Source organism: Corallococcus sp. CA054B (assembly GCF_003611625.1).
GTDB classification, from domain to species: Bacteria; Myxococcota; Myxococcia; order Myxococcales; family Myxococcaceae; genus Corallococcus; species Corallococcus coralloides.
Window position 1 is genome coordinate 1 of sequence record NZ_RAVY01000019.1, and the last position, 16861, is coordinate 16861.

The 16861-nt window shown below is 69.7% G+C and carries 13 protein-coding genes; 11 read left to right on the plus strand and 2 right to left on the minus strand.

Features of this window, described 5'->3' with window-relative positions:
* Positions 1 to 169 precede the first annotated feature (169 nt).
* Complete coding sequence (locus D7V80_RS41690) at positions 170 to 337, plus strand: hypothetical protein (protein WP_158616568.1); 168 nt, start codon at positions 170 to 172, stop codon at positions 335 to 337.
* Between the two features lie 12 nt (positions 338 to 349).
* Here D7V80_RS41690 and D7V80_RS07210 read toward each other — a convergent pair whose 3' ends face one another.
* Positions 350 to 838 carry a VOC family protein gene (locus D7V80_RS07210; RefSeq protein WP_120562808.1) on the minus strand — a complete coding sequence of 163 codons (489 nt, stop codon included), beginning with the start codon at positions 836 to 838 and terminating at the stop codon, positions 350 to 352.
* 185 nt (positions 839 to 1023) lie between these two features.
* Here D7V80_RS07210 and D7V80_RS07215 point away from each other — a divergent pair, with 185 nt between their 5' ends.
* The 8 genes from D7V80_RS07215 to D7V80_RS07250 all read left to right on the plus strand — a co-directional run bounded on the left by D7V80_RS07215 (position 1024) and on the right by D7V80_RS07250 (position 12079).
* A complete protein-coding gene (locus tag D7V80_RS07215) occupies positions 1024 to 1869 on the plus strand; it encodes an endonuclease/exonuclease/phosphatase family protein (protein ID WP_158616569.1) in 846 nt (281 codons plus the stop codon).
* Positions 1870 to 2049: 180 nt separating this feature from the next.
* Positions 2050 to 2493, plus strand: a complete 444-nt coding sequence (locus D7V80_RS07220; RefSeq protein WP_120587460.1) for a hypothetical protein — start codon at positions 2050 to 2052, stop codon at positions 2491 to 2493.
* Positions 2494 to 2838: 345 nt separating this feature from the next.
* Entirely contained in the window at positions 2839 to 4323 is a 1485-nt protein-coding gene (locus D7V80_RS07225; protein WP_120587461.1) for an FAD-dependent oxidoreductase, read from the plus strand.
* Between the two features lie 93 nt (positions 4324 to 4416).
* Complete coding sequence (locus D7V80_RS07230; protein WP_120587462.1) at positions 4417 to 4611, plus strand: class I lanthipeptide; 195 nt, start codon at positions 4417 to 4419, stop codon at positions 4609 to 4611.
* Positions 4612 to 4738: 127 nt separating this feature from the next.
* A complete protein-coding gene (locus tag D7V80_RS07235) occupies positions 4739 to 8008 on the plus strand; it encodes a lantibiotic dehydratase (RefSeq protein WP_120587463.1) in 3270 nt (1089 codons plus the stop codon).
* Positions 8005 to 9318, plus strand: coding sequence for a lanthionine synthetase C family protein (locus tag D7V80_RS07240; RefSeq protein WP_120587464.1), 1314 nt, complete (start codon positions 8005 to 8007; stop codon positions 9316 to 9318). Before D7V80_RS07235 ends, D7V80_RS07240 begins: the two co-directional genes overlap by 4 nt.
* Positions 9308 to 9871, plus strand: a complete 564-nt coding sequence (locus D7V80_RS07245) for a hypothetical protein (RefSeq protein ID WP_120587465.1) — start codon at positions 9308 to 9310, stop codon at positions 9869 to 9871. Before D7V80_RS07240 ends, D7V80_RS07245 begins: the two co-directional genes overlap by 11 nt.
* A gap of 3 nt (positions 9872 to 9874) precedes the next feature.
* Positions 9875 to 12079 carry a peptidase domain-containing ABC transporter gene (locus tag D7V80_RS07250; protein ID WP_120587466.1) on the plus strand — a complete coding sequence of 735 codons (2205 nt, stop codon included), beginning with the start codon at positions 9875 to 9877 and terminating at the stop codon, positions 12077 to 12079.
* On the opposite strand, the gene D7V80_RS07255 is transcribed toward D7V80_RS07250, so the two are convergent.
* Positions 12067 to 14337, minus strand: a complete 2271-nt coding sequence (locus D7V80_RS07255; RefSeq protein WP_120587467.1) for a kelch motif-containing protein — start codon at positions 14335 to 14337, stop codon at positions 12067 to 12069. The genes D7V80_RS07250 and D7V80_RS07255 overlap by 13 nt on opposite strands.
* A gap of 71 nt (positions 14338 to 14408) precedes the next feature.
* On the opposite strand from D7V80_RS07255, the gene D7V80_RS07260 reads away from it, so the two are divergent.
* Both D7V80_RS07260 and D7V80_RS07265 read left to right on the plus strand, forming a co-directional pair.
* Positions 14409 to 15545, plus strand: coding sequence for a hypothetical protein (locus D7V80_RS07260; protein WP_147447006.1), 1137 nt, complete (start codon positions 14409 to 14411; stop codon positions 15543 to 15545).
* A 148-nt stretch (positions 15546 to 15693) separates the two neighbouring features.
* Positions 15694 to 16857, plus strand: a complete 1164-nt coding sequence (locus tag D7V80_RS07265) for a hypothetical protein (protein WP_147447007.1) — start codon at positions 15694 to 15696, stop codon at positions 16855 to 16857.
* Positions 16858 to 16861: the final 4 nt, after the last annotated feature.

Here is a 16861-nt window from a genome sequence, read left to right on the forward strand (position 1 = left end):
GCTCCCACGCGCCCGGAATGGGCGGAGGCCACGCTCCGGCTCGGCCAGCCGCTCTACCGCACGCTGGCGCAGGCGTTGCCTGGCGTGCGCACGCTGCGGGAGCGGCTGAGGCCCTGGCTCTAGGCCAGCCTGCGACAGGCTTGCTGAAACGGCCTGTCTGTTTCAGGGGATGTTTCAACCCGCCGACCTGGCTCGCGAGTACTGCAAGGGGGTCTTCGTGGTGATCAACTCGACCACCGCGAGGCTGGCGAGGGCTGTCACCAGCTTCGTCCGTCCCGGAGCGGATCAACATGAAGACGCGGGGGGCATCATCGCCCGCGCCCAGGCGCGCCGGTAGGGGGGGCCTCCCTCAACCCCTGCGCGCCGCGTTGATCTTCGCGATGTCGATCTTCTGCATCTCCATCATCGCGGCGAACACCCGCTTGCGCGCGGCCGGATCCGGATCGCTCATTCCGTCCGTCAGGGCGGCAGGGGTGATCTGCCAGGAGATTCCCCACTTGTCCTTGCACCACCCGCACTGACTTTCCTGACCGCCGTTGCCGACGATGGCGTTCCAGTAACGGTCCGTCTCTTCCTGATCCTTCGTGCTGATCTGGAACGAGAAGGCTTCGCTGTGCTTGAACGTGGGACCGCCATTGAGGCCGATGCAGGGGAAGCCCAGCACGGTGAACTCCACCGTGAGGACATCGCCCTCCTTGCCGTCCGGGTAATCACCCGGTGCGCGGTGCTTGGCGCCGACGGAGCTGCCGGGGAAGGTGCGGGCGTAGAACTCCGCCGCTTCTTCAGCGCTGCGTTCGTACCAGAGACAGAGGACGGTCTTGTTCACCGGGGTCGTCATGATTTCGCTCCTGGATTCATGTCGCCGTGATGCGGTGCGGCAAGTCTGGCCGCGTCAGCGCGGGCCGAAGAAACATTATCTCTCGATGGGCGAGAATCGAGAAAATCATGCGAACCACTCCCCACCACCGTCCTCTCCTTCACGTCGCAAACACTGGCAATCGCGCTCAGAAGGTCGAGGAGCGCATGAAGTCGCCCGGCTACCACAAGGGTGCCGCGGACGACCGCTTCGACGCCAAGACCGCCAGCACCACGACGGCCCGGGCCAGCCAGACGGGCGCCAGCGACAGCAAGGGCAAGACCCCATCGCAGCTCAAGGGCGCGACCTACAACGTCGAGCGCGACCGCAATCCCCAGGACGTGAAGAAGTGGCTGGGCGACTTCGCCAAGAAGAACAAACTCGACTTCATCCAGCTCCAGGAGATCAACGGCTATCACAAGGCCCTGGAGAACATCCCCGGCTACCACCTGGTGACCTTCCCCGGGGCCAAGGACCATGGCGAGACAGGCGTCCTCGTGAAGGACAGCCTGCTCCAGGGGCAGAAGACGTCCATCCAGGGCGAGGGTGGCGGATGGACCACCGTGCGTGGTGGCCATGCTCCGCCGCGCGCGGCCACCGCGGTCAAGCTCGCGGGCTGGCTTCAGGTGGTTTCGGCCCACCAGCCGCCCTCGGTTGACTGGAAGGGCGGGGAGCCCGTCGGGCCGAAGAACCGCGTGAGTACCTACAAGTCGCTCTCCGAGAAGCTGCTCGGCTTCGCGCAGCGGAAGATCGCGAAGAACCCTGACGAGGGCCTGCTCATCGGTGGCGACTGGAACGAGCCGGCGTCGACGAAGGGGAAGTGGTCACCCAACTGGATCGCGCAGCAGGCGGGCATGAAGACCCATGGCGGCGTGGAGAGCCACGGCCACGGCAAGATTGACTATGCGATGTCCTACGGATGCAAGGTCACGAACGTGAGGGCCGGCCCGACCGGCGGCTCGGATCACAACATCGTCATGTTCAACGTGAGCCGTCCGAAGGGGAAGGGCTGACGCGCGGCCTGGTGCCCCGATGGCGCTATCGGGGGAACGGTGAACCTGGGCTGTTTCGATGCACATTGACTGAAAGAGACAGTCCGGGTGTCCACGCGCGCAATGACACACAGTGCGGGGGCACTCGACAGAACGCGTTTGTTGAGGACGTTGATACAGGTGGAGGTCTACGCTCGCCGGATGAACCGACTCCTGGCTGCGCTGATCCTGCTTCCTTCGATGGCCTTCGGGCAGGTGCGTGTCGACCTCAACGTGAAGCTGCCTGACATCGTCTTCTCGACGCCACCGCCGCTCGTCGTCGTGCAGCCCGGCGTGCAGGTGGTGGAGGACTACGACGAGGACCTCTACATCGTGGACGATGCGTACTGGGTGCGTCGTGATGGGCGGTGGTACCGGGCGCGCGACTACCGCGGCGGCTGGGAGGTCGTGGAAGAGCGGCGGGTCCCCGTCAAGGTCGTGAAGCTGCCCCCCGGGCGCTACAAGAAGTGGAAGCACTCGAAGAAGGGGGGCGTCGTGCCCGCGTCGCACCGTGAACGTGGTCATGACCACGGGCACAATCGGGGCCACGACCGGCATCACGATGACGACCACCACAAGGGTGGCAAGGGCAAGGGCAAGAAGTAGCCCGGCCGGGCCCGCTCAGTCCCGGAAGAGGGGACGGAACAGCGCGGACTCGCGCAGGGAGGCGGCCAGCGCGGCGATGTCATCCGACTGGCCGTCCACCTCCTCGGCGTCGAAGGTCTCCTTCAGGCGGGCCATCACCTCCGCGTGGCCGCCTCGCTGTGCTGGACCTTCAGCCACCGCTCCTGAAGGCGCCTCCCCATGTCCTGGAAGATGCGCATGCGCTTTCCCCGCTCACCGGCGTGTCCGCAGCCCATACGGATCGAGGTGGCCATTCTGGCTCGATTTCCTTTGAAAAAAGGGCTTGTCGCTCTTGGGCTGCCGGACCGTGTATAGGGTTGCGCGCGCATGACGACCCTCACGACGAAGCTGTGTGTCATTGGCGGCGGACCCACCGCGGTGGCCGCTCTCTTCGAGGCCCGGGCGCGTGGCATCCCCGCCCTGGCCCTGGAGGCCGGCGCCACTCCGCTGGCCTCGCTGCATGCCCATATCGAGGGTCTCGTCTACCTGTCGCCCGCCTCGCACTGGGAGGTGGGTGGCCTGCCGCTGGACTGCCGCGACGCGCTGGAGTGCTCGCGCGAGGACGTGCTGCACTACTACGCGCGCGTCATCCAGATGGGGCGCCTGGACATCCGCTGCCGCCACCGCTGCGTGGGCCTGCGCCCCGACGCGGACGGGGTGACGGTGGAGGTGGAGACGCCCGAGGGACGCCGCGAGGTGCGCGCCGAAGAGGTGCTCGTCACCTCCTGGTATGAGCGGCGGCCCCTGCCTCCGGACGCGGTGGAGCCCGGCTCGCGCGTGGAGGTGCGGGAGGGGCTGCGCTCCGCGGCGGAGGTGGCTGGCCAGCGCGTGGCGGTGCTGGGCGGTGGCATCTCCGGCTTCGAGCAGGCCGGGGCGCTGATGATGGCAGGCCAGCCGGTGACGCTGCTGATGCGCGGCGAGGCGCGGAGCCTCCACCGGTTGCCGCACTTCGCGCGGCTGGTCGAAGCCACGGGCTCGCGGCTGGTGCCGAACGCCCGCGCGGTGCGCGTTACCCGCGAAGGCGTCACGTACCACGAGGACGGCGAGGCGCGTCACCTGCCGTGCGATGTGCTGGTGGCCGCGTGCGGCGCGCGCCTGTCCCCGCAGGTGCTGGGGCTGCTCACACGCGCGGGCGTTCTGACGGAGGACGAAGCTCGAGGCCTGCGGGAGTCCGTCAGCCTGGAGGAGGCGAAGCAGGCGCATCCGGACTGGACCGGAGCGGAGCTGGAGCGCCTGGCGGTGGAGTCCCGGCCGGACCTGTGGCCGCTCGTCTTCGAGGGCCGCCGCCGCGTGAGGCTCGCTGGAGGGCCCCTGCACGTGGGGGCCTCCAACGCGGGCGTGATGGTGTCCATTGCCACCGCCGTGTTCGCGGTGCGCGCGATGGCGGGCGCGCCTGTACCGTCGGGCATGGCGCCGCCGCTGGCGCGGGCCCTGCTCAACCTGGAGACCCTCCTCCAGGTACTGCGCGAGGAAGTGCCGCCCGAACGCGTGGAGTCGCTGCGCCCGCTGGCGGTGGGCTCCTGGAGCCGCGCGTGGGTGCACCCGCATCTGCTGGAGCGCCCCACCGCGCAGAGCGTGGAGCGCACCACCGGCCTGAATCCGACCCGATTCCTGCTACCCCCCGGGCTCGGCGCCAGCGACATGGAGCGGGAGCTGCTCGGGCTCGCGGATGGCACCACCAGCATCGCGGAGATCGCCGACGCCAACGAGCTGACGGATCCCGCGGAGCGCGCGAAGCTCGTCGCCACCTTCCGCAAGCTCTGGACGCGCAACGTGCTCACGTGGCTGCCTCCGCTGGACGCGAATCGCTGACAAGTGATTGGAGCAACGACCAGGAACTCGAGGGCACTTCGTATTTCGTTTCGACCGCGCAATTCCGTGCGGCCTTACATCGAGAGACGAAATATGAAGAAGCCCTCCAAGAAGCTGACGCTGTCGAAGGACACCCTGCGCTCGCTGAACGAGACCGAGCTGAAGCAGGTTGCCGGTGGCGCCCCGACCTCCGTGGTTGCCTGCACGGGCACGGATCCGACCGAGGCCACCGTCTGCTACACGAACGCGCTCTGCTCGACGGGCGAAGCCTTCGGCTGCTGCTTCTGATGAGGTCTTTGCCATGAGCTCGGAGGTGAGGTCCGCCTCCGAGGCATGGTGAGAGGCTTTGCCCCGGGCCGGTGCTTGCCGGCCCGGGGCGTTTTTCCGCACCCGCCCGGTTCCGAGGTCCGTCGCGATGTCCCAGCTCCGCCGCCGCGCTCCCGCCGAATCCCTGATGGAACCGGCGGACTTCTTCGTCCTGCGCACTCCGCTCCTGCCCTTCGACGCAGTGGAGCACTGGAGCTCGCAACTCACCGCGCCGCGGGCCCCGGAGTCGCTCGCGAAGGCGCTGGACGCGGATCGCGCGCTGTTGCGCACGCGGCTGCGCGCGTACGTGGAGCGGCCGGAGGTGCGCGAGGCCCTCTTCGTCGCGTCGCCCTCGTTGGAGGAGGGGCTGCCGCTCTGGTTCCAGGCGCCGGACAGCGAGTACGGCCTCAAGGTGGAGCGGGCGCTGGTGCGCTACTTCCTGCGCATGGCGGGGCGCTGCACGCCCTTTGGCCTCTTCGCGTCGTGCTCCGTGGGGAAGCTGGGAGCGCGCACGCACCTGCCGGTGGCGGACGCGCGTGAATGCCAGCGCGACACGCGTCTGGACATGGACTACCTCACGCGGCTGGTGGAGGCGCTGGTGCGTCACCCGGCCCTGCGCGACGTGCTCCGCTACCGCCCCAATGGCAGCCTGTACCGCGCGGCCGGGCGGCTTCGCTATGTGGAGACGCGGCACGCGGGCGCGGTGCGCCAGCACCACCTGTCTTCGGTGCGGCCGGATGCGTACCTGGAAGCGGTGCTGGAGTGCGCGCGCCCGGGGGCCCGGCCGGAGCAGCTGGTGCGGACGCTGGTGGCGCTGGACGCGGAGGTGGATGCCCAGGAGGCCGCCGCGTACGTGCGCACGCTCGTGGACAACGACCTGCTGGTGCCGGAGCTGGCTGTGCCCGTCACCGGGCCCGAGCCACTCCCATACCTGGTGGCGCGGCTGCGCGCGCTGGCGCGGGAGTCAGGCCCCGGTGAGGCCGCTCAGGTCGCGCTGGAGGCCGCCACCTGCCTGGAGGACGTCGGAGGTCAGCTGTCCAGGCTGGATGCGGAGGGCCCCGGCCGGTCGAAGGAGGCCTACCTCGCCATCGCCACGCGGCTCGAGGCGCTTCCCGTGAAGGTGGAGCTCCCGCGCCTCTTCCAGGTGGATCTCTACCGTCCGGCGCCCGGGGCCACGCTCGGGCCGGAGGTGCTGGCGGAGGCGTCGCGCGCGGTGGAGCTCGTCCGGCGCATGGGGCCCCAGCTGCACACCGGCAACTCGCTGCTGAGCGCGTTCTGCGAGGCCTTCACCCGCCGCTACGAGGGCCGCGAGGTGCCGCTGCTGGAGGCGTTGGACGAGGAGTCCGGCGTGGGCTTCCAGGTGTCCAACGCGCCCGCCGCGGATGGAGCGCCGCTGTTGCGCGGGCTGGCCTTTCCCGCGGCGACGGAAGCTGGAGGGGCGCTCGGCGCACGCGAGCTGCACCTGATGCGCCGGCTGACCGCCAGCCCGGGCGCGCGCGTGCTGACGCTGGGCGAGGAGGACCTGAAGGCGCTGTCCTCGGAGAAGGCCGTGCCGGCGCCGGACGCCCTCTCCGTGGGTTTCAGCGTCCAGGCCGCTTCGGACGAGGCCTTCACGCGTGGGGACTTCTCACTGGTGCTGCGCGGCGCGGGGGGGCCCTCCGGCGCCAACACCCTTGGCCGCTTCTGCCATGGGGACGAGGCGCTGCGCGACGCGGTGGAGCGGCACCTGCGCGCCGAGGAGGCGCTGCGCCCGGACGCCGTCTTCGCGGAGGTGGTGCACCTGCCGGAGGGACGCATCGGCAACGTGCTGCTGCGGCCCCAGTTGCGTGGGCACGAGATTCCCTTCCTGGGGACCTCCGGCGCGCCCGAGGCGCAGCAGCTTCCGGTGGAAGACCTGCGCGTGTCGGTGGTGGATGGGCGCGTGGTGCTGCGCTCGAAGCGGCTGGGCCGCGAGGTGCTGCCGCGGCTCACCACCGCGCACAACTTCTCCCGGGGGCTGGGCGTCTACCGCTTCCTGTGCATGCTCCAGCATGATGGGCGCGCGGTGGGCCTGTCGTGGAACTGGGGCGCGCTGGAGGGCCTGGACTTCCTGCCGCGCGTGGTGTCCGGCCGGGTGGTGCTGTCGCTGGCGAGGTGGCGGCTGGGGCCGGACGTGCTGAAGCCACTGGGCGCGGCGCGCGGCGAGGAGTGCTTCCGCGCCGTGCAACAGCTTCGCGAGCGGCTGGGCCTTCCGCGCCACGTGGCGCTGGTGAGTGGCGACAACGTGCTGCCGTTGGACCTGGACAACGTCCTGTGCGTGGAGACGCTCGCCTCCCTGGTGAAGGACAGCCCCCGCGCCGTGCTGCGCGAGCAGCTCGTCGGGCTGGACGCGCTGTGCGCCCACGGTCCGGAGGGGAGGTTCGTCCATGAGCTGTTCCTCCCCATGGTGCGGCGCCAGGAGCCCACGGCCTCCGTGCCGGCCCCGCGCGCTGTCTCCACCGCCGGTGCCCTCCGGCACTTCGCGCCCGGCTCGGAGTGGCTCTACGCGAAGCTGTACGCGGGCACCGCTGGCGCGGATGACGTGCTGTGCGACGCGGTGGCGCCGCTGGTGGAGCGGCTCGTCCGCGAGGGCGTGGTGGACCGCTGGTTCTTCATCCGCTTCGAGGATCCGGACCGGCACGTGCGCCTGCGGCTGCACGGGGACCCGGCCCGCCTGAACCGCGACGCGCTGCCCGCGCTGTCCGCCGCCGTGGCGCCGCTGATGCGGGACGGCGTGGTGTGGAAGGTGCAGCTCGACACGTACGAGCGGGAGCTGGAGCGCTACGGCGGTCCGGAGGGCATGGCCCTGGCCGAGGAGCTGTTCCACGCGGACAGCGACGCGGTGCTGAAGCTGATGGCGCTGCTGGACGGCGACGCGGGCGCGGAGGCCCGATGGCAGCTCACGCTGCGGGGCATGGACCTGCTGCTGGATGACCTGGGTCTGGACCTTCGCATGAAGCTGAACGTGGCCGAGCGCTCCCGCGACTACTTCGGGCGGGAGTTCCGCATGGACACGGCCTTCACGCACCAGCTCGGTGCCCGCTACCGGCAGTCCCGCGCCGCCCTGGAGGCCGCGTGGGCTCCAGGCGCGGAAGAAAGCCCGCTGCTCGTCGAGGGGCTCGCCGTCCTGCGCGAGCGCTCGGAGCGGCTGGTCTCCGTGCGGCGGCGCCTGGAGGCGGCTTCGCTCGAGGGCCGGCTTGGCGTGACCCTGCTCGCGACGGCCAGCATCCACCTGCACATGCACGCCAACCGGATGCTGCGCTCGTCGGCGCGTGCGCAGGAGCTGGTGCTGCACGACTTCCTTGCCCGGACGTACCAGTCCCAGCTCGCGCGTGCCCGCGCGAAGGAGCCTCGCCCATGATGGCCCATTCCCTCCGTCCCACCCAGGAGTCCCCCCGGTGGTGGCCGCTGCTCACCGGAGCGCTGGCGGACCAGGCCGCGGAGACGGTGCGCGCCATCACCACCGAGCTTCACAAGCCCTTCACCCACTCGGGCGCGCGCATCGCGGAGCGTTTGTCGAGCCAGGCGCTGCTGCACGGCTACCTGGCTCGCGTGTGGCCCGGGGGAGAGGATCCGGAGCACGCGGCGCGCTACCTGGACGGGGCGCTGGATGAGGTGGGGAGCCGGTGGATGCGCCCGGCGCTCCATGGCGGCTTCGTCCAGGTGGCGTGGGTGATGCACCACCTGGGCGCGCACCTGCTGCCGGATCAGCTGGGCGCGGAGGAAGACCCGCTGGAGGACGTGGAGGCGGCGCTGGAGGAGGCCCTGGGCGTCGAGCGTTGGGTGCAGCACTACGATCTCATCGCCGGGCTGGTGGGGCTGGGCGTCTTCGCGCTGGAGCGGCTGCCAGGGGCCCGGGCGCGCCGGTGCCTGGAGCGCATCGTCCACCACCTGCTGGACGTGTCGGAGCTGGGGCCGCAAGGAAGGGCGTGGCGGACTCCTCCGGAGCTCATCCCCACGACGACGCGCAAGAAGACGCAGGACGGCGGCTACAACCTGGGCGTGGCGCACGGCAACCCGGGCGCGGTGGGCCTGCTCGCGGCCGCGTGGGCGCACGGCATCGACCGGGCGCGGGTGGGCCCCGCGCTGGAGGAGGCGGTGCGGTGGCTGCTCGCGCAGCAGCAACCGGCGGGCTCGCTGTCCGCCTTCGCCTACTACGGGGATGACGAGGTGCGGCGCTCCCAGGTGGCGCGGGGGGCGTGGTGCTACGGGGATCCGGGCGTGGCCGCGACGCTGCTGATGGCCGCGCGGGCCGTGGGCAACGCGGAGTGGGAGCAGGTGGCCGTGGAGACGGGTTTGCGCGCGGTGCGCCGGCCCGAGGAGACGCGCGAGGTGATGGACGGCGGCCTGTGCCATGGCGAGGCGGGGCTGGCGCACCTGTTCCATCGCATGTACCGGCTGACGGGGGAGGAGGCCTTCGGCCGCGAGGCGCGCGAGTGCTTCGCGCGGCTGCTGGCGCGGCGCGTGCCCGGCGAGGGCGTCGGTGGCTACGCGGCGTGGTTCCCCCGCGAGATCTACCCGGACCGGGTGGAGGACAACGCCAGCTTCCTGACGGGCTCGGCGGGTATCGCGCTCGCGCTGCTTGCGGCCATCAGCGACGAGGAGCCGGCGTGGGACCGGATGCTGCTCGCGTCCTTCCGCCCGCCGCCGGAGTCGGGACATGGCCGCTGAGGAAGGGAGCACGCCCTTCCGGCGCGAGGCCCTGGAGCGCCATGCGCGCGGAGGCGCCGCGGAGCCGGTGCGGCTGGAGCACCCGCGCTGGGTGCGCTGGCTGCCGCTTCCATTGGGGGTCGCGCTCGCGGGCCTGGGGCTCTTCGCGACGCGCGTGCCGGTGGACCGCGTGGTGAGCGTCCCGGGGGTGGTGGAGGCGCTGTCCCAGGGCTCTTCCCTGGATCCGTCGCCTGGGAGCGCCCTGCGGACGCGGCTGTTCTTCACCGTGCCTGCCCAGCACCAGGGGGCGCTGCGTCCGGGGCTGCGCGTGCGCTCACGGATGGCGCAGGGCCCGCGCGACTACGAGGTGGAGTGGGTGGACACGGAGACACGAAGACCGGAGACGTTCAGCCGGGGACTCGGGAGTCTGGCGTCGGGCGTGCTCGTCCGGGCGCACGAGGTCTCGTCAGCGGGCGGCGACGCGCCGGGCACGCCGGGCACCGTCGAAGTGCGGGTGGGCACGGAGTCGCTGCTGGCCGCGCTGTGGGCGCAGGCTCGTGGCGGGCGGAGGTGAGCCATGGAGGCGTTGCGTGAGCTGAGGCGTCGGTGGCGCCGGGTGCCGTTCCGTCAGCAGTTCACCTCGGCGGACTGTGGCCCCACGTGCCTGGCCATGGTGCTCGCGTACCATGGCGCCCCGGCGCGGCCGGCGGAGGTGCGCGGGGTGGTGGGGGCAGGGCGCGGTGGCGCGCACGCGCTGGCGCTGGTGGAGGCGGCGCGGCGCTTCGGCCTGGACGCGCGCGGGGTGAGCCTGGGCATGGACGACCTGCCCGTGCTGGAGCGCGGCTCCATCCTCCACTGGGAGTTCAACCACTACGTCGTCTTCGACGGGCTATGGCGGGGTGGGGTGGCCGTGGTGGACCCGGCGCTGGGGCGGCGGCGGCTGTCCTGGGACGAATTCCGCGACGCCTTCACCGGCGTGGCGCTGCTGTTCGAGCCTACGCCCGCGCTCCAGCGGGGCCACTCGCGGCCGGCCCTGCTGCGCCGCCTGCCAGCGCTGCTGCGCGGGCACGCGGGCAACTGGACGCGCATCTTCGCGGTGTCGCTGGTGCTGCAGATGCTGTCGCTGGTGCTGCCCTTCCTCACGGGCATGGCGGTGGATCGGGTGGTGCCACGGCAGGACACGGGCCTGCTGGCGGCACTGGGCGTGGGCGTGGGGCTGGTGCTGGTCTGCCACGTCCTGGCCACGTCGCTGCGCTCGGCCCTGCTGGTGCGGCTGCGCATGGAGCTGGACGTGGGCATGGCGGGCCAGCTGGTGCGGCACCTGCTGTCGCTGCCGTATGCCTTCCTCCAACAGCGCTCGTCGGGCGACCTGATGATGCGCATCAACAGCCTGGCCATCATCCGCGAGGCGCTGGGCGCGGCCACGCTGGCGGTGATGCTGGACGGGCTGCTCATCCTCTCCTCGGTGGGGATGCTGGCGGGCCTGAGCCGGCCGCTGCTCCTGGCGGTGGGGGCCGTGGCGGCGGCGCAGGTGCTGGTGCTGCTCTTGACGCGGCGGCGGCGCGAGGAGCTGCTGGCCAGCGAGATGCACGCGCAGGCGAAGTCCCAGGACTTCACGGTGGAGATGCTGTCCGGCCTGGAGGTGCTGAAGTCCTCGGGCGCGCAGGGACAGTCGGTGGGGCACTGGGAGGAGCTCTACACGCGGCAGCTCAATGCCTCCTCGCGCAAGCGCTACTACCAGGGCGTGGTGGACGCGCTGGCGGCGGGGCTCCAGGTGGGCGCGCCCTCGGTGTTGCTGGGCACGGGGTTGTGGCAGGTGCTGCGCGGCGAGCTGACGCTGGGGACGATGCTGACGGCGCACGCGCTGGCGCTGGGCGCGCTGTCCCCGCTGGCGTCCCTTGTCGCGGTGGGCGGGCAGTTGCAGCTCGCTGGCGGCTACATGGAGCGCATCGACGATCTGCTGGAGACGCCTCCGGAGCAGGACGCGCGAAAGGTGCGGCCCGCGCCGAAGCTGGCGGGTGGCATCACGGTGGAGGGGGTCCGCTTCCGCTACGACGCGCTGGAGTCACCGTCCCTGCAGGACGTGTCGCTGAGAATCGCCCCGGGCCAGTGGGCGGCCATCGTCGGCCCCTCCGGCGGAGGCAAGTCCACGCTGGCTCGCGTGCTGTTGGGGTTGTACCGGCCGGAGGCGGGGCGGGTGCTCTTCGACGGGATGGACCTGACGGAGCTGGAGAGCGATTCGGTGCGCCAGCAGCTGGGCATCGTGGTGCAGGAGACGCGGCTGTTCAACGCGTCGGTGCGCAGCAACATCGCCTTCGCGGATCCGTCCATCCCGCTGGCGGCCGTGGTGGACGCGGCGACGCGCGCGGGCATCCACGAAGACATCCTCGCGCTGCCGATGGGCTACGACACGCCCCTGGGAGACCAGGGGTCCAGCCTGTCCGGAGGACAGCGGCAGCGGCTGGCCCTGGCGCGCGCGCTGGTGAGAAGGCCCTCGGTGCTGCTTTTGGACGAGGCGACGAGCGCGCTGGACGCCGTCACCGAGCGGCGCGTGCAGCAAGCACTGCAATCCCTCTCCTGCACCCGCGTCACCATCGCCCACCGGCTGAGCACCGTGGTGGGCGCGGACATCCTCTTCGTCATCGAGAAGGGCCGCATCGTGGAGCAGGGCACGCACGCGGAGCTGCTCGCGCGAGGCGGGGCCTACACGCGGCTCGTGCAGGCCCAGCTCGAAATGCCCTCACGCCCCGAACTGACGAGGGTGCGCGCTCAAGGCGCGTAGGTCTCCGTGTGGGAGAGGGCGCCGCCATTGAACCCGCCGACAACGAGCACCTTGCCAGAGGAGAGCAGGGTCGCGGTGTGTTGGTTTCGGGCGGTGGCCATGGAGCCCGCGGAGGACCAGACGTGGGTCGCCGGGTCATACAGCTCCGTGGAGTCCAGGTAGGTGTTGAAGCCTCCTGTCACGAATACCTTGCCAGTGGTGAGCAAGGTGGCGGTGTGGAGGGCGCGGCCTGTGACCATGGTCCCGGCGGAGGACCAGGCGTTGGTGGCCGGGTCGTACACCTCCGAGGCGGCGAAGTAGCCCGTGTATCCCCCGGCGACCAGCACCTTGCCGGAGGCGAGCAGGGTGGCGCTGTGCTGGTAGCGGGCCGTGGTCATGGCGCTCGCGGAGGTCCAGGCGTGGGTGGCCGGGTCATACAGCTCCGCGGAGGCCAGTGAGCTGCCATTGATGCCCCCCGTGACAAGCACCTTGCCGGAGGGAAGCAGGACGGCGGTGTGCTGGCTGCGGGCCATGGTCATGAGGCCCGCGGAGGACCAGGAGCCGGTGTCCGGGTCATACAGCTCCGCGGAGGCCAGGGCGCTGCCATTGACGCCCCCCGTGACGAGCACCTTGCCGGAGGGGAGCAGGACGGCGGTGTGCTGGTAGCGGGCCGTGGCCATGGGTTCCACGGAGGTCCAGGCGCCAGTGGCCGGGTCATACAGCTCCACGGAGCTCAGGGCGCTGCCATTGCCGTAGCCCCCCGTGACGAGCACCTTGCCAGAGGCGAGCAGGGTGGCGGTGTGGTGGAAGCGGCCCATGGCCATGGGGCCCGCGGAGGACCAGCTGTTGGTGTCCGGGTCGTACACCTCCGAGGAGGTGTCGCCGTTGTAACCCGCTGCGACGAGCACCTTGCCGGAGGCGAGCAGGGTGGCGGTGTGATTGTAGCGACCCGTGGCCATGGGGCCCGCGAAGGACCAGCCGGTCACGCACGTCCGCAGGCCGGTGAGGGTGAAGGACTTGGAGGCCACGAGGCCGTAGTCATTGGTGACGACCACGGTGATGGAGGGGGGCGGGCCCGTCACCGCGCAGGAGGGCGCTGTCCATGCGACCTGGCTGGTATGGGCGGTGCTCTGTCCCGCGGACAGCGAGCCCATGTTGGCGGTCCAGGCAAACGTCATGGGGCGGGTCTGCGGGTCCATGGCCGCGACGTCCAAGGTCACCGTCTGGCCCGGAGCGGCGGAGGTGGAGGACTGGTAGAAGTGGGTGAAGAGTGGGGCGAAGCGCTCGGGGGATGAGGCCGCGACGCAGAGGTTGAGCGAGCCCGTGGTCTGCCCACCCCGGTTGTCTTGCACCGTGACGGTGAGCCGGCAGTTATTGCATGCGCTGGCTGGAATGGAGGAAGGGACGAAGGACGCGGTCCTGGAAGTCGCATCCGTCCAGGTCCCAGGGCAGGTCGCGGCCCACTGGTAGGAGAGTGCATCGCCGTCCGCATCCGAGGCATTCGCGGAGACGACGGTGGACTGCCCCGCATCCATCCGGCTGAGCGAGGCCGAGATCCTGGAGACCGCCGGCCAGAGGTTGAAGGAGACGTCGATGGCCGCGTCGCCGGTGGAGGCGCCGGAGACGACGTTGACGGCGAGGGAGATGGAGGCGGCGGCTCCTTGAGAGTCCGTCACGGTGAAGACAAGGGTTTGGATCCCAGGGGAGGAAGGCGCCGTCCAAGAGGAGGTGCCGTCCGTGGGAGCGGAGAAGGTGCCGCTGGAGGCCGTCCACGCAAACGCGAGGGCGTCCCCGATGTTGGGATCATGCGCCGTCGCGGTCAGCGAGAGTGAACCGCCAGCCTGGACCGTGGTGGTGGAGGCGACGACGGAGTCAATGAGAGGGGCTTCATTGGCATACGGAGCGGGTGGGGCAAGCTCCTGGAGGGTGATGACCACGGTGGTGGTCTGGTTGGCGGCAATGGTGACGCCGGAAGTCTGGCCCTGGAACCGCAGGGTGCCGGAGGCGTCGAAGGCCTCGGCAAGGAAGGCGTGATTGGCGCCAGCGGGGATGTCACCGATGAGTCCGCCCCAGGAGCCGTTGGAGCGGCCCAGGTCGACGACGCGGGGCGGCATCTCCGCCGTGGAGAGGGTTACCTTGACGCGAGTGACCTCCTGCACAGAGAGGGCCTGCTGGACGGAGGCCGCGAATTGGACGGAGCCGGAGGACCGAGCGGTACAGGCGGCCAGGGAGAGCAGGAGTCCGGTGACGCAAAGGGCAATGCGACTAAAGGGGGGCATGCCTTGAAGAATCCAATACATGGAAGATGATGCAAGGATCCCGATGGCAACCGATGAAAGGCGAAGGCGTCATGAAAACGAAGACCTCGTTTCGACACTACCGAGCGCTGTCCCTGCTGATGGGAGGGTTGCTGCTGACATCCTGCGAAAAGGACCCGGCGAAGCCTGAGCCAGTTCCGGACGCCGGGTCGTTAGTGATGAATCCCGGGGCGCACGGCGCAGGCGAGCTGACGGAGGAGGGGCAGCGGGTCCGCTACGAACTGGCCACGAAGGCCGGACACTATTACCGGTTCAGCTGCCAGGGGGACACCCTGCCTGAATGCCAGGTGCGGAGGCTCGATCCGGGCACGCTGGAGCCCCTCCCGCCCGCCGCGACTTCCGATCGCACCTACGTGACCTGGCGTGCGGAGGTGGACGAAACCGCCATCATGGACGTGAGTGCGCGCATCAATTCGCAGGTCCAGGTCGGCCGGTATACCTTTGACTTCTCCGAAACCGAGGACGCCGAGCCCAACACGGTGCAGGACGCCATTTCCAAGGAGGCCCCGTCGGACTTCACCGGCGTCTTGAACGCTGCGGATGACGTGGATGTCTTCCGGTTCTCCATTCCAAAGGGGCACATCCTGGCGGTGTTTTGCTACACCAAGTCGGCCAGCTCAGGCCCCGACACGGAGATCGTGAGGGCGGATGGCACCGTGCTCAACAAGTATCGATATTTGCACAGGTACGGGGAGTCAGCGCTGTCCGCCGAGAACGACACCGGAGAAGACCTCTTCCTGCGTGTCTCCTCCCAGGTGGGAGGTGTGGATGTGGGGGACTATGGCTGCAAGGCGACGGACGACGGAGTGGACGATCATCCAAATGCGCAGCCAGAGGCCACGGTGGTGACGGTGCCCTCGACGACCCCCGTGAAGTTCTGGCCCGAGGGTGATGTGGACGTGCTCGCGGTGGACCTCGTGGGAGGTCACACGTACCAGGTGAACTCAGACGGATTCTCCTTCTATCCCTCCACGACGGTGCTGGATGCCCAGGGCACCGTCCTCGCGAAGGACATCGAGGACCCCGACTCCTTGAGTCTGAAGGCTGAGTTCACGGTGCCTTCCACCGCGCGCTACTTCCTCTCGCTTCGTCGCCTCCAGGGGTTCGGTACCTACGTCTACTACTTTGATAAGGAATTCACATACAGCATCTCTGATGTCACGCCGTAGCCCTCGTCGAACGGGAGGATGGCCAGCTCCCCCGTGTCTGATCAAGCCGGGTGGCCATTCCGCCCCTGGGGGGCGGAACATCCACCAGGAAATCCTCGAGACCGCGCTGCAAGAAACCCAAGAGCAACCGATGAAAGGCGAGGCCGTCATGAAAACGAAGACATCCTTCCTGCGGTACCGAGCGCTGTCCCTGCTGATGGGAGGGTTGCTGCTGGCGTCCTGCGAAAAGGACCCGGCGAAGCCCGAGCCAATTCCGGACGACGCTCCAATTCCGGACGACGTCAAGCAGAGCCCGATGAGTCCCGGGACGCACGGAGAAGGGGAGCTGACGGAGGAGGGGCAGCGGGTCCGCTACGAGCTGGCCACGAAGGCCGGATACTTCTACCGGTTCAGCTGCCAGGGGGACACCCTGCTTGGATGCGAGGTACGGAGGCTCGATCCGGGCACGCTGGAGCCCCTCCCGCCCGCCGCGACTTCCGATCGCACCTACGTGTCCTGGCGGGCGGAGGTGGACGAAACCGCCATCGTGGACGTGGGTGCGTCCCTCCCGTCGCAGGTCCAGGTCGGCCGGTATACCTTTGACTTCTCCGAGACCGAGGACACCGAGCCCAACACGGTGCAGGACGCCATTTTCAAGGAGGTCCCGTCGCGCTTCACCGGCGTCTTGAACGACGTGGATGACGTGGATGTCTTCCGGTTCTCCATTCCAAAGGGGCACATCCTGGCGGTGGTCTGCTACTTCATCCCCGGAGGGAGCGGCATGGGCCCGAGAACGCAGATGGTGAGGGCGGATGGCACCGTGCTCAACACGCATTCATATCTGCACAGGCGCGGGGAGAGAGCACTGTCCGCCGAGAACGACACCGGAGAGGACCTCTTCCTGCGTGTCTTCACCTGGGCGGACGGTCGGTATATGGGGGGCTATAGCTGCCAGGCGGCGGACGACGGAGTGGACGAGCATCCGGATGCGCCGCCAGAGGCCACGGTGGTGACGGTGCCCTCGACGACCGACGTGAACTTCTGGCCCGAGGGTGATGTGGACGTGCTCGCGGTGGACCTCGTGGAAGGTCACACGTACCGGGTGACCTCGAACGGATTCTCCTTCTATCCCTCCACGACGGTGCTGGATGCCCAGGGCACCGTCCTCGGGAAGGACCTCGAGGACCCCGATACCTTGCGTCTGGTTGCCGAGTTCACGGCGCCTTCCACCGCGCGCTACTTCCTCTCGCTTCGTCGCCTCCAGGGGTTCGGTGTCTACGTCACCTATTACGACACGGAATTCACGTACAGCATCTCCGATGTCACGCCGTAGCCCT